This window comes from Lysinibacillus sp. NPDC047702, from assembly GCF_050272555.1.
Taxonomy (GTDB): domain Bacteria; phylum Bacillota; class Bacilli; order Bacillales_A; family Planococcaceae; genus Lysinibacillus.
This window is the reverse complement of the sequence record NZ_JBNNMG010000102.1, coordinates 1-13,280: the sequence shown is the minus strand read 5'-3', so window position 1 is coordinate 13,280 and position 13,280 is coordinate 1. Positions and strand designations below refer to the sequence as shown.

Genomic DNA, 13,280 nt, shown 5'->3' with positions numbered 1-13,280 from the left:
TTCAGTCAGATAATTGATTATATCATAGGGGGCAAAACTATGACAGAAACAACAACTCTAACAACAGAACAAATTGAATTGATTACAAAAATGGCACATGGAGGGACATCATGTGCCGTAAACTTACCCCGAAAGTATTGACTTTGCCTTTATGCTGTGGTATAATATCCGACTTATTCCCTATTAACTGGCTAGGTGTTACCAGGAAAAAAGAGCAGCCAATCGGCTACCCTTTTAGTCGTCCTCATCTAACTCTTTTTGACATTTATTACAGACACCCTCACCTGTGTCGCCCTCTCGCCCATACCCAAAACTACCACACATCACACAATAGATATATGACATATAAATAACCTCCTATAATTGTATTTATTATACAATATTTTGAAGCTTATTTAACAGCATTGTATTTTGGCTAGCTGTACCAGTGTAATCCTTAATACCATATTTACTAGCCAACAACTGTCTAGCAGCATAACTAGCATTTTGACCATGTGCTTTTAGGTAGTCCACAATACTGGTATAACGCTTTTGCATTAAGGTAGGCTTGCTAGGGTGTGAAGCTTTACCAAACGTGTCCGTACCATACCCTTTATGGTTAAACTGTAAATGCGGGCAATCGACAAATCCTGTCCAATCCCCACCCCACGTAAAGCCAAGCTTTTTAGCATAGGTAACAGCTTGCTTAACTTTTGGTGTATGGTAGGCGCCCCACAAGGTTTGACCTTTTTCGTCCACCAGGACAAAGTCTAGTGCCTGTCCGACCAGGTGATAACTTGTCATAGTTTGACTTGATCCTGCTTTAACGTACTCGGCTTGTTTTTCTTTCGTACGAATTGTTTCATAGATTAAGATATTAATATTATTTTCCTGGCAATACTTATACCATGCGAGTGCTGCACGTTTTGTATTGTCACCAAGCTTTGCTATATTTTGCATATTGCGTTTGTCATAAAACATATTGTATACCCTCCTATGGATAAATTTCAAAGTTAAAAAAGATGTATGTGTCTGTAGTGTTGTAAACCTCTATACTATTATCATCAGCATTCATAAAAAAGAGTGCCTCTTGCATACTACTATCAGCACTTGCCATATTTGTATCTTGCGGATTTACCCTAATGGCAAAACAATACTCTTGTCTACCGGACAACGGACTAGAATAAACTACTGATACAATACGAGGTTTAAACGGTATATTAATTAATTTTGCTACTTGTTTTGCAGGGATGTTAACCGTATGGAGATAAGGCTTAACACCCCCACCACCTGTTTGTATGGCACGTATGTTAGCAGCAAACGTACTAAATGGTGCATTGACATCTGTCGGTTGTCCTTTGTCGCCTAGTGCAGATGCCATTTCTTGTTTGGCACTAGCGACAGATTGAAAAAGTTTTCTTGGTGACGTTTCTATCCATGGACCCCACACACCACCGTTTGACTGTCTTTCAAATTCCCTGTTATCCGTTACGCATGATGCTTTTTGAATAATGTGTGCAGCATCATGTTTTATGACTATACCCATCCACCATGATGATTGGTCAGGTGCATTTGATGTAGGTGATGGTGCAGTCATATAATAACCATTATCAACAGCACTATCCCAGCTATTAATATTAGTACAATATGGTAAATGTCTATTATAGACATCATCCCATTTGTTAAAATTGTTTTTAGTTTTTGTGATAATATCTTTATCATCCTGCTTTAAATGCGTGTCATTGTCCTTATGCTGCCCAAACTGTTGTCGTAACTCTTTATCCTCACCAGTACCGCCACCAGTGGACGGTTTAGGATTGATTGTAATACCCATCCACTAAGCCCCCTCTATTAATTTAATCACCCTGTCCGTACCATCAGATACGGCATAGATTACCATGTTGCTAGATGGTTTTATATCAAACGTGACATTACCATCTCCTGCCGTGAGTGGTATACCTGTGCTTGCGGTAACGCCTGGATCGCTACCCCAATAGATGGTGCCATCGCTTGGCGGTAGCATAATAAGTTGTTTACGTTTTGCCATGGCAGATGTACCGATTTTAACGCTTGTAGCGGCTCCTGTGACGGTCATTACCCCTGTCTTAAAGTTAGATAAGCCACCATCAAAATCAATGTCAGAATCAAGCCCTACGACACCTATTTTATTGTTACCTGGTGGTAGTGACGGTAACATGGTCACATCCACCCTACCTATTGTATTGTGCCCACTCGGTAGAGATGGTAGCTGAGAGACAGCCACCTCACCGATTTGCACGTTTTGTTGTGCTGTTGTATCTAATGTTTGGGCTACAGATGCAGCCGTAAACTCGCCCTGGTAGCTGTGGACATTAACCACCCCACGCGGGCTATACCTCACAACAAAAATGTTATAAAAAGGTGTCGGCTTGGCAATAACCTTTGTCGCCCCTGGCGCTACAATATATTGGTACAATGTTTTAGATACAGATGCGTCAAAACTAACATACAACGCTGCATCACTAAGATTGGTGATGATGACATGATTTGGACGTGTATCGCTAAAGTATACTGGTTGTGATATACCATCGGTTAGCTCTACTACTTGCTCTCGCCACGTCTGTTGCATTAACTCTTCTTTTGTTATCGACATTTTACTTTTTACCTCCTGTCGCTCGTTTTAATACCTTAGTAGCGGGTACCATATCCACAACGCTATCCACAACCGGAAACGCTCGCAAGAAGAAAATAATCATCAGGATCGTAAGGATCAACAGCATACCTACCCTGGACACATTAAAAAATAATGACTCGGCTATATTGTTATCACCAGATGATTCGGCAGCTACATCATTTGATGTGCTGCCACTGCCTGTTATTGGTGTATATTTATATTTGCCACTGTCGTATTGTGCTAGATTATGTGTGCCTATCACATTTAGTAATTTTTGTGCATATATGGGGTCTGTTGCGTATCCTCCTGCCTTTATACCATGTGCAAAATCATTGACTGTCTTGGCATTTACTAAATATTTTTGATAGCGAGGTAAAGATAAGACCCTTGCATGGTCAACTAAACTCTCGTAGTAGCTGCTATACTTTTTAAAGCCTGCTTGTATGGTTTGCGTCCGACCATTATAAACCTCGGACGTAGTAGCCATAAAAGTCCCTGCATCCCCTTTGCCTTTAACACCAAACAAATTTTTAGCATGATAGGCTAGTCCTGATAGTCCACCAGGATTTTTACCGCTAGACTCCAGGATAATTTGCCCTAGCGTGATACTAGCGGGTATACCTGTTTGTTGCTCCAACCTTTGGGCGTCTTTGACAAATTTGCTTATATCAGCAGCCATGTAAAACCACCCCTAACTTGTGTAATAGTTTTGTACATAGCCTAGCTGTTGGATACGTGACCCAACTGTGTTAGCACGTGCTGCATCACTAAAGTTACCGACCACCCTAAACAATCCATTTTCATTAACTACTTTTGCGTCACTAGCCCCATAGTCGTTTTGTAGTCTACCTAACAGCGTATAGGCATCATTGGACGACTTAAATGTACCAGTACGTAATGTCGCCACAGCTTGCGAGCTTGTGACTGTACCTTGTATCGTAGGCATTGTTGGCGGTGCTGTATTTGTTGGTGTGTTTTGCCACGTGCTAACGGTATTTTGTGACTGCTGCCATTGCTGCTGTTGTTGATATTGCTGTTGCTGTAATAGATTAAGCTGCTCGTTGTAACGCTGCTGATCGTCAATACTTTTTTGGTTTAGCTGCTGCATGTACTCTTTATTTTGCTCGGCAAACACATTAAATTTATCCTGCTGCTGCATCAACTGATTTTCATAACGGCTTTGCTGTTGTGACAATTTATCATCAAAACCAGTTTGCATTTTTGTAAATACCTCAGTCATGGTATTAAGCATAGACTCGTTGGACAAAGCCATTTGCTCCTGCATTTTATTAATGTCATCCTGGTAGTTAGGTATACCTCCGATTGGCATACCAGCCGTTGGTAAACCATCCTCGGCAGGTGGTAATATAATCGGCTCCTGCTGTACACTAGACCGTCTACCCCTCGTTAGCATCATTAATAAAACAATTAATCCAATCGCCACGCCACCATAGATGATGATATTTTTACGTGTAAGTTTAAACTTCTTTTTTGTTTTTTGTGTCTCATGTTGTTGCGGTGGATCAACCTCAATATGCGCCAATTAAATACCCCCTATTGGATCACCATACCAACCCTCACCCCTAAAATCAGTCTGGTTAAGCTTGTCGGCAAATCCATCAATTTGTGTCAACTCAAAACTCGCTTTTGAGATGTCCGGTTCGGTTACCAATTTGCGTATATATGGATAATGCACACGATTGTTTTGCGGTGCTAGCGTCTCACCCTCAGCAATCGCTAGTGATGCATTTGGCACGTCCACACGCTTTAAAATGTGGCTTAAAGCGTGTGCATTATAGGACCGGTGAAATCCTGGTAACATGGTTATCGACCCTGCAATGTTTTAATGCCACTGATACTATTGGACGCTAGTGTACCAATGATTGATGTTGTTGCTTTGTAATTGTTTAAAAATAAAAAGATCGCTATTAAAATACCAACCCCACTGACAACCTCAAAAATTTTATTGCTCATACTTGAGTCCTCCTATCATATCTTGTACCTTGCTGCTATTTAAAATCACCATGCTAATCAGCACCAGCACCAAAAACATGTATACAAACTTTTGCGAGGTAAACATAGACAGCAGCAGGATCAAAAATAAAAACGATACAATAAACCGCATGTCTTTTGTAAATTGCATCAATAGATTTTACCTCCAAACTTTTCGTAAGCATCGTCTATTAAATCTTTGACAGCTTTTTTAGCCTCGTCTGTTTTAATAGATTCTGACTTGTCTATTTTTTCTTTTGCCTCTTTTACTTGCTTTTCACGTTCCTCCGGTGTCGCTGTTCCTTCCACCACTTCCGTTATTTTTTCTTTTGCAAAGTCTATTGGAGATGCAAATGACATAGATGGTGTAAGCTGCTGTGCTAATCCACTTACTTTTTTGCTGCCGAACAAATCGTCCAGGATCAGCCACAAACAGGCTACGGACAGTGTAAAAAATAAAACACCTTTCTCCAGGACAATCACCCCTATTTTTTCTTACGTAGGAACAAAAACCATAAAACAATAATGACAACCAATAGTGTTAAAATTTTTGTCATTGGCTGCTCTCCTTTTTAGTACCATTTACAATCACCAACGCATTAACAGCCTCGGTTAATTTTTGCATTGTTTTATCCAGTTTAGTGATTAGATATACAGACATAACAATGGGGAATCCTACCGTACTTATTGCTTGTAACAACTGTTCCTCCATACTAAAACCTCCAATTATTTAATGCTAAACACAACGATCACTACACCTATAATGACAATACCAATCAGGATATTTTTACTGAGTGCTGCGTCATGGGTAGCAGGATTTTTAACAGCCATTTTTTGGTCGTCTGGTAGTGCTACCTGGTCCTCAGCCTCGGGTATTGTCTCGTCACGTGTCGTCACGGGTACACCAAATCTTGGTCCGTACAAATCAGACATTTTAAAACCTAACTCACCTAATCCCATACAAGTACCTCCTATTAATAGTAAAAATAAGAGAGGTATAAAACCTCTCGTTACATAAGTCGTGATAATGTCTCGCTAATGACAGTGACTTTACCAACCTTGTTACATGTAAATCGTAACCAAAATTCCGTTAATCGCTCGGTGTCAATGTAGTCACGTGATCCACCCAGGTTAGGCAAGCCCTGGTTGCTAAAGTCGAACAAATAGACACCATCCTCAAACTTTTCATTTGAGTATGTTTCTATTGCGTTTTTGGCTCGCAAAATAGAAGGTTTGATGCTAAAAGGTACGTCAGCCGTATTAAATACTAATTCCATGTTGCCGATAAAGTCAGCCTCTTTTACAGGACGTCCATGCTCATCCTCGAAGTACATAACCATTTTACGGTAGATCGTGCCAGTGTTTAATTTGACGGTTTGAGTCGTATTGGCGTTAAATGTCTCTTCTTTTGATTGGACGATTTTTAACACCGATAAGTCAGGAAATGCTAAAGGTGACGGTGGTATCGTGTAAGTTTCGAGCATCGGTGTAATAACCATTGATTTAAAAATAACCTCGTCACTAGTGTTATTTGGTATAAATACATCTTTAATTTGCCCTACGTCAATATTGACATTGACCACTGTTTCTTCATTTTGTAACAAGACCAATCCAACTGCGTCACGATCATTTAATGTCAGCGGCAACATACACATAAATTTCATCTTGTTTGGTTTATCTAAATCTGCTGTTTTTTGCGTTTCAATATGATTTACTTTTTTCTCATTAAAGTAGGTGCTAAAGTTACCAAATGTAACAGGATTTTGACGGTTCATTGTGTATAGGTGCAAGTCTCGTCCACTTAAAATAAATGGGCTAAACCCATTGTTTAAATTGACTTCGACACGTCTTAAAACTTCTAATGGAGACAACTTTGTTGATAATTGACTCATCTCAGACTTGATGATAAATTCAGCTTCAACCTCTAACCAAATTTTTGAGAGTAAGCGTGATTTCGGCAATGTAAATGTGTTACGTGTACCCTCACCTGTGACGTGGATCGAGCCTAAAGTCTGAAATGTTTGGCGTGTGCCCTGGCTAAAGAGCATTGCACGTTCCTGCGGTGATAATTGTTTTTCTGCCATCGATAAAAACCTCCTAAATAATAGTTTGTGATGCATCTTTAAGTACTGGTATCTCATATTTAATAGATACCTTTTTGACCACATAAATAGCGATCATGGTTGCTATGACATTGATAAAAAGATTAGTAGTCCATTTAACCACTAGTACCCCTCCTGTCTATACTGCTTGTACTACCTCGCTAATCCCTTTGATCGGATGTTTTGTTAACACCGTTTTTAATACGACAATGCCCACGATCACAAAGAGCGTAACCAGGACTAAATTTTTAAGACCTAATCCAGCCATTTTATCCACTAGCCTCACCTCCTTAAAATCTCAGTATGGCTTTCACTGGTTCCTCGGCTCCTATACGCCAATACCAAAAATAGTGACCGCTAGGCTGCTCCCAAAATTGTGGCATACCCGTACTGTCCATTAATTTTTTACGATCCTGCGGTAGCTGCATGGTAAAAATAAAAAAGTGTGTGGACTGCCCAAAACATACAGATGGTATATCGGACGGTCTTTGAGTACACGCCCACACTGTAGCCTCTTTAGATCGTCCACGTGTGTAAAGTGCCTTTAGGTTTGCCGGGTATTTTGTCGGTGACGGACATACCTCCATTAACTCGTCAATCCACAAGATGGTATTTTCACGCTTATAAATCCATCCCATTAATGCGTCATAATGTTCCTCATTTAATTCGTCATGGTCTGGTACATAAATGATTTTGTCCGTCTGTGCTTTGTCTATATCAGCAAGCTTTGTAATGACTGTATAGTCTCGCCCCTCTACCAATCCATGCCATGCAGGCTCGCCCTTTTTACGCCTCTCGTAGTACTCGCCTTTTGTATCTAGCTTTACAACTGCGTCTGCTCCTGCTAGATAAATTTCAGCCACCTTACTCTTACCAGTCCCAGTTTGACCGCAAATAAACACGTGCTCATCAGGCTGTATATACTCCATAGACCACACCCTCTTTACAAGTCGTCTATCATAATACCGTCCTCGATATAGTCAATGTACTGCCGTCCAATCGCCAAAAATCCATCGATGTCCTCGTCAGATAGGTGACCCAAGGTATGAGATAGTTGACCCAGTATTGGTGCTGCCATTGTTTTGTAAAGAGGTGGTATCTCGATTTTGTCCTGGAGAGTTGCTACTACCTCGACTAGCCTCTCCTGTTTTGTTGTTTGCTGTTGTGTCATGTTTGACCTCCTGTATTTTTGGTATTTGTGCTATGGCTGCGTCACGTTGCATTTTGTACATTAAAAACTTTGGTACAAAAATCGTGATGGCTGCTACCAGTAATGTGATGTGATCGGCATACTCGCCTGCTGCCTCGGCAAATGCATCACTTTTACCAATGATGTTAGCGAGTGGTTTGGCAAGCTGATCCGCCTCGTCTTTTGTCATAGCAAAGGGTGCCATGTTTGGTCGTGCTGCTATGATCGCTGTCATGGTTTGCAGCAAAACCGATATTTGTGTTGCATCAATTTTTGCTTTTGTTTTAGCTGTAGTGGTACGTGGTTTTGCTGTTGATCCACGTGGACGTCCTCTTGTTTCTTTTTTAGGTGGTTCCTTATCCTTGTCCTTGTCAGCACCAGGTACATCAATGGTTACAGATTTAGGTTTCTTGTCTACATCAACCAGTTCATTACCTTTTGTAGCATTGACGGCTGCTGTTGTTCCTCTATTTCCTCTTCTTCCTCCAGTGTTTTTGGCGCTGGAGGCACTGGAATTTCCACTTCCTGTTGCTGCTCCTCCTGTTTCGGACTGAGTGATTTTAGTTGATCCAGTATCTGTTGCCCCCATTTTGGCATTTCCTCCTCTTTTTCTTCTTTTTTGTCATCATCTTTTTCAGCCATATATTTCACCCCTAAAGATTATTTAATTAAAATAAAAAACCGATTAAATATTTATGGTGAATTAAATCAATAATCAGTGATAAATTATTTAACCGGTTACGCATATTATACGAACATGTGTTCGTATTTTGCAACTAAAAAATAGGAACAAAATTCAATTAAAATTAATTAATTGATTTTGTTCCTATTAAATGCAAAATAAAAATATTTTTATTTATTTAAAATTCCTGCAAATAAAGCATCATTATTCGGATTACATATATCATCTATTCTATCTATGTCTAAACCACAATGTTTACAAATACGCATCTTTTTCTCCATTACAAAGTATTTTAATAATCTAAACTCGCTATCAACAAAATTATCTAATAATTCTTTTTCTGTAAATGCTTCATGTTTATTCATAAATATCTCTCCTTTTAAAAATCATTTAATACATGTGGTTTGCTCGTATTATTTATATAATCCATTTGACGTTTTTGCATATTACCTAAATTAATAGATTTTAATACTTCAACTTTTGTATCAAATGTAATTTGTCCCAACTCGTCATATTTTGGATTTTTTAAATTAGTAGCATATTTAATTCGCTTTTCATCACATGTTTTATAAAGTTTATATTTTAAATCATTTTTTAATATTGTCTCGCCTGCTTCTAGACGTTGTTGTATCTCAGCTAATCTATTAAATATGTCCTGGTAGGTTTCATAGGTGATGTCCTCCATTTTTATAGCAGCTACACCTTTAAACTTTTTAGTTTCGGTTTTTTTATTTTTTATAAAATTACCGTTTTCATCTGTCTTTAAATAAATACCTGTTTTATCATGTGCTAATATAGGATGTCGCTCGACATATGTTTTTGGTTGTAAAAAGATACCGTCCTGGACAATACTCTCCAGTGCCCATTTACCATATTCATCATCATCTATCATACTATCATCCATACGAGCACTACATACAACACTGTCTGTATCACAATAAACAACGTCACCTTTATCCAGTTGTTGCAGTATACCTTTATATAACACGATCCTAGCCATTGACGTGATATAAGCTGCTATGTGTGGTTGTATGTAGTCTGCTGCTGATTCCACATCAGCTTTTATAAAATGTCCACCTTCAATAAGTGGATTTTTTAATATCATATAATGCAGACCGTATTTTTCTTTACGTTCCTCACACTTTGCAAGCTGCGACATATCCAGTAATGTGTCACGTATACGCTTCATTCCAAATTTACCGTATAAACTATTTTGCATTAATTTCGCAAAAATCTTTTTTGCACCATCTGACGATATTTTTATTTTCTCAAAATATTCAACAAAACCTTTAAATAAATAATCGGTTTTATCAAAAAATAAACAAGAATTTATTTTAATAATTTTTGCACCTTGCTGTACAGCTATTTCTAATTCTTCAAATGTCCACGTGCCTTTTATATTCCCTACTGGAAAAATTAATTTCCCTCGCTTTACTGGTAGTGGTGGTATAAACATGTCCGGTATAAATATGTCGCAATTTAAAAAGCCTGCACCTTTTTTAAAGTTATACCAGTATTTAAAAATTCTTTCTGCTTTTTCACCCTCGTAAAAAGTCGGTTTTCCGAAAGGTATTTTAAATGTTTTCATAACAAATGGATACAGACTATTTACATCATAATGATAACCAAAATCAAGGTACGGCATAAATACTTCAGTACGCCCGCCACAATAACTTTCACGTATATATTTTTCATAAAATTTACCTGTATCACTTAAATATCTGGTGGATACTGCTTTTTTATAATCGTCAGCAAAATTTTTACTATACACTTTCATGGCTAAACTTGCCGTTGTCGGGCATCTTAAAAAATCCTCTAATTCTAATCCCGATATATTTATAAGCGTTGTTACAACCTCATATAAAGAGACACAGTCCATACGTAAATATTCATTTAATTCTTTTTCGAAAGGATCAACGTGGTCAAAATAATAACCCTCACTATTTCGCTCGTCATAATCCTCAATGTTTTTTATTTTTTTATTTTTCCTATCACGACCCCAACCTAATTTTATTATGTGGTCTTTTAATTCTATTTTTGACTGATGTTCCTCTAACCCAAAATCTTTACATATCTTTTTTAATTTACCCAGGATTATTTTGTTACTATCGTGAAATGTGATAGGGGTACTTTCTATTTCTTTTTCTTCTTTTATGTCGCTTGCTGTAGACATTGATGTTTTAAATAAAGCCACATCATTATTAATAAAAATACTATTTTTTAGTTCTGCACCTGGTAGCGTATCATATATTATTTTAGATAAATCAAAACCTAAATTATGCACGTATACATGGCAGTCGTATTTTATGCTATACTTTAACAAGGTGGTTTTTATTTCTTTAAATGTGTTTGACACGTAATATTTTTTAGACGCACCATCATATAGACCGACACGAAAAAGGTTTCCCCAAAAACCACGTGTCTCGGCATCAAGTGTAAAAATCCTAACAGGTTTTTGCACTCTTTTTTTATTTCTTGATGTCATGACAAACCTCTCCAATCAATATCGTTTGCTAGTCGCTCCCTCATTTTTCTATTTATTTGCGGTAAAAGATTGTCCAATAATAAATTAATAAAATCAGATCGTTCTGTATGATCGTACATTAGTCGGATAGTTGTTAATATAGCAAGCAATAATTCTTTATATCTCTTTGCTTTACCTTTATATACTAGTATCCAGTTATGCATGTCCTCATATAAATTAGATGTATTTGACACATGTGTTTGCCATCTTATATATTCGTCCACTTGTGATGCATGTATGATTGATACTTGTGCTGTACCGATCTCTAACCCTTTCGCTTCATCACCTCTCAAATAAAAATTAATCATTTGTAAAAGCGACTCAATTGTTACATGTTTATATTCATTTTTAAATAGCTGGACGACATCATCAGATGCATAACCAGTGCTTGTTTTATCACGCCAAAATATTAATAAATAATATTCATTTTCATCTTTTAATTTTGTTCGTGGTTTTTTCTTTTTAGCTTTTTCTATTTTTTTCTGTTCGTTTTGTAGCCACTCGTTCCAACGTTTTTCGCCCCAGTAACGTTTTTTACCGTTTTCTGCATCTATTTTGTAACCCATTTGCTGCATAATACCAGATCGGTAATTTGCTATTTCGTTACGTTTCTGTTGATATGCATGTTTTTTATAAACACTTTCTACATGCTGTGTTTTATTTTTATTCTTTTTTATTTGTTCCTTACTGGCACCGACTTCTACTAATTTTTCTACGTTTTGTTTTTGTTGTAATTTTTTACGTTGTCGTTTATTTGCCAATTGTTACACCCCCTAACACAACAAAAAGGGATGAGGATAACGTCCTCACCCCTTTTTGGCGTGTTATCGCATCAGCTTTGCTACAGTTTGTAAGTGTTCTTTTTCCACAGTAACCACTTGACTAACACCCTCAATGCTTTCCTCGATCTTTATCGTATCCTCGGCTTTCGTGTAAACAACTTGTCGGTTATCTTGTTCATCTGCTGTTATAATTCCAACTATTTTTGTTGTCATATGGTTCCTCCTATAAAGATAGCCCACGCTAATACGTGGGCTATTCTATTTACTTAACCTTGTAATGATAGTGTTAGTGTTTTATATCCTCTACGAGTCTTTTTCTCAACTGCTACAACTTCTAGAGGTTCGTCTGTCCACGGACCCTGTCCAACAATACCAATGATACGTTGCATAGATGATACAACACCTGCTGATACAGCATGATAACCCTCGCCATTTTTATCGATTAATACGATCCGCATAGCTTCGACATCTTGTCCAGTTGATTCATCTTGTAATGTGATAGGATGTGCAACAAAATCTGTAATTTCAAGTACTTCACCTTTATGATCGTCAAGCGAGTTTTTACTGTCACTGATAGCATTATATAGTTTAATTTTAGATTTACGATCTGTAGCATTAATTGTGCTAAAAAGAGCCGAACTAGTATTTTCAAAAATGGATGCTGATAGGTTTGTAACAACGTCAGCAGTGTTTACTACTGTTACCTCGTTTTCTACGTTAGGTGTTTTTTCGATTTCTTTAGATGTGTTTGTCATTTTAATTGCTCCTTTTTATATGTTTTTTGATTTTGCTAGATAGTCGTTAAAATCATCTTGAGTAACACGCCACTCTCGCCCCAACTTATAAGCAACGATCTGTTTCTCATTTATCAACTTTCTAACAGTTTTTTCACTAACCTCTAATTCTGCTGCAATGTCCTTTACTAATAGATACTTTTTAGTAGCCATACCTTTATACCTCCAAAATAATATGTTGGTAGGCTGTTACCGCCTCCCTTATAACATGATTCGTTAAAGTCTGTAAATTCCTTTAACAGTTCCCATGTTACCATAGAGGGCTATAAAGTACAATATAAATTTTTAGCAAAATTTTCATTACACTCTTATTATAAGAACAAATGTTCGATAAGTAAAGCGTACTCGATTTTACTTATTTACCAACTATTATATATTCATCTAACACTACCCTGGGTATGTAATTTATTACAACGAAAAAGTACCGCTCCCCCACCTCTACCCCACACCAGGTAGGAGGGCAAAAGACCCGTATTATACCACAGCATAAAGGCAAAGTCAATACTTTCGGGGTAAGTTTACGGCACATGGAGGGACATCATGTGTTGTATAAAGATACATTTCTATCTATTCTTCTACAAAA

22 protein-coding genes are annotated in these 13,280 nt (G+C 37.6%); all 22 read right to left on the bottom strand.

The window, feature by feature from the left end; genetic code table 11:
* Positions 1-372: 372 nt before the first annotated feature.
* Positions 373-960, bottom strand: a complete 588-nt coding sequence (locus ACQKIM_RS26945; protein WP_427549829.1) for a M15 family metallopeptidase — start codon at positions 958-960, stop codon at positions 373-375.
* Between the two features lie 13 nt (positions 961-973).
* Positions 974-1,813 (bottom strand): pyocin knob domain-containing protein, encoded by an 840-nt coding sequence (locus ACQKIM_RS26940; protein WP_427549827.1) that lies wholly within the window; start codon positions 1,811-1,813, stop codon positions 974-976.
* Positions 1,814-1,816: 3 nt separating this feature from the next.
* Positions 1,817-2,611: a hypothetical protein gene (locus ACQKIM_RS26935; RefSeq protein WP_427549825.1), complete on the bottom strand. Its 795-nt coding sequence runs from the start codon at positions 2,609-2,611 to the stop codon at positions 1,817-1,819.
* Position 2,612: 1 nt separating this feature from the next.
* Positions 2,613-3,311, bottom strand: a complete 699-nt coding sequence (locus tag ACQKIM_RS26930) for a glycoside hydrolase family 73 protein (RefSeq protein WP_427549823.1) — start codon at positions 3,309-3,311, stop codon at positions 2,613-2,615.
* Positions 3,312-3,323: 12 nt separating this feature from the next.
* Positions 3,324-4,175: an SPOR domain-containing protein gene (locus tag ACQKIM_RS26925; RefSeq protein WP_427549821.1), complete on the bottom strand. Its 852-nt coding sequence runs from the start codon at positions 4,173-4,175 to the stop codon at positions 3,324-3,326.
* On the bottom strand, positions 4,176-4,454 hold the full coding sequence (locus ACQKIM_RS26920) for a hypothetical protein (protein ID WP_427549819.1): 279 nt from the start codon (positions 4,452-4,454) through the stop codon (positions 4,176-4,178). It abuts the gene before it with no gap.
* Between the two features lie 2 nt (positions 4,455-4,456).
* A complete protein-coding gene (locus ACQKIM_RS26915; RefSeq protein WP_427549817.1) occupies positions 4,457-4,606 on the bottom strand; it encodes a hypothetical protein in 150 nt (49 codons plus the stop codon).
* Positions 4,596-4,778 (bottom strand): hypothetical protein, encoded by a 183-nt coding sequence (locus tag ACQKIM_RS26910; RefSeq protein ID WP_427549814.1) that lies wholly within the window; start codon positions 4,776-4,778, stop codon positions 4,596-4,598. The genes ACQKIM_RS26915 and ACQKIM_RS26910 overlap by 11 nt, the downstream gene beginning before the upstream one ends.
* The gene (locus ACQKIM_RS26905) at positions 4,775-5,107 is read right to left on the bottom strand and encodes a hypothetical protein (RefSeq protein WP_427549812.1); all 333 of its coding nucleotides are present in this window, start codon (positions 5,105-5,107) and stop codon (positions 4,775-4,777) included. The genes ACQKIM_RS26910 and ACQKIM_RS26905 overlap by 4 nt, the downstream gene beginning before the upstream one ends.
* Positions 5,108-5,177: 70 nt before the next feature.
* Positions 5,178-5,336 (bottom strand): YvrJ family protein, encoded by a 159-nt coding sequence (locus ACQKIM_RS26900; RefSeq protein WP_427549809.1) that lies wholly within the window; start codon positions 5,334-5,336, stop codon positions 5,178-5,180.
* A gap of 14 nt (positions 5,337-5,350) precedes the next feature.
* Positions 5,351-5,584 carry a hypothetical protein gene (locus ACQKIM_RS26895; protein ID WP_427549808.1) on the bottom strand — a complete coding sequence of 78 codons (234 nt, stop codon included), beginning with the start codon at positions 5,582-5,584 and terminating at the stop codon, positions 5,351-5,353.
* Positions 5,585-5,634: 50 nt separating this feature from the next.
* A complete protein-coding gene (locus ACQKIM_RS26890) occupies positions 5,635-6,708 on the bottom strand; it encodes a cytoplasmic protein (RefSeq protein ID WP_427549806.1) in 1,074 nt (357 codons plus the stop codon).
* Between the two features lie 13 nt (positions 6,709-6,721).
* The gene (locus ACQKIM_RS26885; protein ID WP_427549804.1) at positions 6,722-6,850 is read right to left on the bottom strand and encodes a hypothetical protein; all 129 of its coding nucleotides are present in this window, start codon (positions 6,848-6,850) and stop codon (positions 6,722-6,724) included.
* A 15-nt stretch (positions 6,851-6,865) separates the two neighbouring features.
* Entirely contained in the window at positions 6,866-7,003 is a 138-nt protein-coding gene (locus tag ACQKIM_RS26880; protein WP_427549830.1) for a hypothetical protein, read from the bottom strand.
* Positions 7,004-7,016: 13 nt separating this feature from the next.
* Positions 7,017-7,655, bottom strand: coding sequence for an ATP-binding protein (locus ACQKIM_RS26875; RefSeq protein ID WP_427549801.1), 639 nt, complete (start codon positions 7,653-7,655; stop codon positions 7,017-7,019).
* A 96-nt stretch (positions 7,656-7,751) separates the two neighbouring features.
* Positions 7,752-8,504, bottom strand: coding sequence for a hypothetical protein (locus ACQKIM_RS26870; RefSeq protein WP_427549799.1), 753 nt, complete (start codon positions 8,502-8,504; stop codon positions 7,752-7,754).
* A gap of 263 nt (positions 8,505-8,767) precedes the next feature.
* Positions 8,768-8,962, bottom strand: a complete 195-nt coding sequence (locus ACQKIM_RS26865) for a hypothetical protein (RefSeq protein ID WP_427549796.1) — start codon at positions 8,960-8,962, stop codon at positions 8,768-8,770.
* Between the two features lie 14 nt (positions 8,963-8,976).
* Positions 8,977-11,082 (bottom strand): DNA polymerase, encoded by a 2,106-nt coding sequence (locus ACQKIM_RS26860; RefSeq protein ID WP_427549794.1) that lies wholly within the window; start codon positions 11,080-11,082, stop codon positions 8,977-8,979.
* Positions 11,079-11,882 (bottom strand): hypothetical protein, encoded by an 804-nt coding sequence (locus ACQKIM_RS26855; protein ID WP_427549792.1) that lies wholly within the window; start codon positions 11,880-11,882, stop codon positions 11,079-11,081. The genes ACQKIM_RS26860 and ACQKIM_RS26855 overlap by 4 nt, the downstream gene beginning before the upstream one ends.
* 63 nt (positions 11,883-11,945) lie before the next feature.
* Complete coding sequence (locus tag ACQKIM_RS26850; RefSeq protein WP_427549790.1) at positions 11,946-12,116, bottom strand: hypothetical protein; 171 nt, start codon at positions 12,114-12,116, stop codon at positions 11,946-11,948.
* A 53-nt stretch (positions 12,117-12,169) separates the two neighbouring features.
* Positions 12,170-12,658, bottom strand: coding sequence for a hypothetical protein (locus tag ACQKIM_RS26845; RefSeq protein WP_427549788.1), 489 nt, complete (start codon positions 12,656-12,658; stop codon positions 12,170-12,172).
* Positions 12,659-12,673: 15 nt separating this feature from the next.
* Positions 12,674-12,850 carry a helix-turn-helix domain-containing protein gene (locus tag ACQKIM_RS26840; RefSeq protein WP_427549786.1) on the bottom strand — a complete coding sequence of 59 codons (177 nt, stop codon included), beginning with the start codon at positions 12,848-12,850 and terminating at the stop codon, positions 12,674-12,676.
* Positions 12,851-13,280 lie beyond the last annotated feature (430 nt).

Bases quoted from the DNA above. Each gene is read 5' to 3' on its own strand.
- ACQKIM_RS26945 (WP_427549829.1), bottom strand. From the start codon at position 960: ATGTTTTATGACAAACGCAATATGCAAAATATAGCAAAGCTTGGTGAC.
- ACQKIM_RS26940 (WP_427549827.1), bottom strand. From the start codon at position 1,813: ATGGGTATTACAATCAATCCTAAACCGTCCACTGGTGGCGGTACTGGT.
- ACQKIM_RS26935 (WP_427549825.1), bottom strand. From the start codon at position 2,611: ATGTCGATAACAAAAGAAGAGTTAATGCAACAGACGTGGCGAGAGCAA.
- ACQKIM_RS26930 (WP_427549823.1), bottom strand. From the start codon at position 3,311: ATGGCTGCTGATATAAGCAAATTTGTCAAAGACGCCCAAAGGTTGGAG.
- ACQKIM_RS26920 (WP_427549819.1), bottom strand. From the start codon at position 4,454: ATGTTACCAGGATTTCACCGGTCCTATAATGCACACGCTTTAAGCCAC.
- ACQKIM_RS26915 (WP_427549817.1), bottom strand. From the start codon at position 4,606: ATGAGCAATAAAATTTTTGAGGTTGTCAGTGGGGTTGGTATTTTAATA.
- ACQKIM_RS26900 (WP_427549809.1), bottom strand. From the start codon at position 5,336: ATGGAGGAACAGTTGTTACAAGCAATAAGTACGGTAGGATTCCCCATT.
- ACQKIM_RS26895 (WP_427549808.1), bottom strand. From the start codon at position 5,584: ATGGGATTAGGTGAGTTAGGTTTTAAAATGTCTGATTTGTACGGACCA.
- ACQKIM_RS26890 (WP_427549806.1), bottom strand. From the start codon at position 6,708: ATGGCAGAAAAACAATTATCACCGCAGGAACGTGCAATGCTCTTTAGC.
- ACQKIM_RS26875 (WP_427549801.1), bottom strand. From the start codon at position 7,655: ATGGAGTATATACAGCCTGATGAGCACGTGTTTATTTGCGGTCAAACT.
- ACQKIM_RS26870 (WP_427549799.1), bottom strand. From the start codon at position 8,504: ATGGGGGCAACAGATACTGGATCAACTAAAATCACTCAGTCCGAAACA.
- ACQKIM_RS26865 (WP_427549796.1), bottom strand. From the start codon at position 8,962: ATGAATAAACATGAAGCATTTACAGAAAAAGAATTATTAGATAATTTT.
- ACQKIM_RS26860 (WP_427549794.1), bottom strand. From the start codon at position 11,082: ATGACATCAAGAAATAAAAAAAGAGTGCAAAAACCTGTTAGGATTTTT.
- ACQKIM_RS26850 (WP_427549790.1), bottom strand. From the start codon at position 12,116: ATGACAACAAAAATAGTTGGAATTATAACAGCAGATGAACAAGATAAC.
- ACQKIM_RS26845 (WP_427549788.1), bottom strand. From the start codon at position 12,658: ATGACAAACACATCTAAAGAAATCGAAAAAACACCTAACGTAGAAAAC.
- ACQKIM_RS26840 (WP_427549786.1), bottom strand. From the start codon at position 12,850: ATGGCTACTAAAAAGTATCTATTAGTAAAGGACATTGCAGCAGAATTA.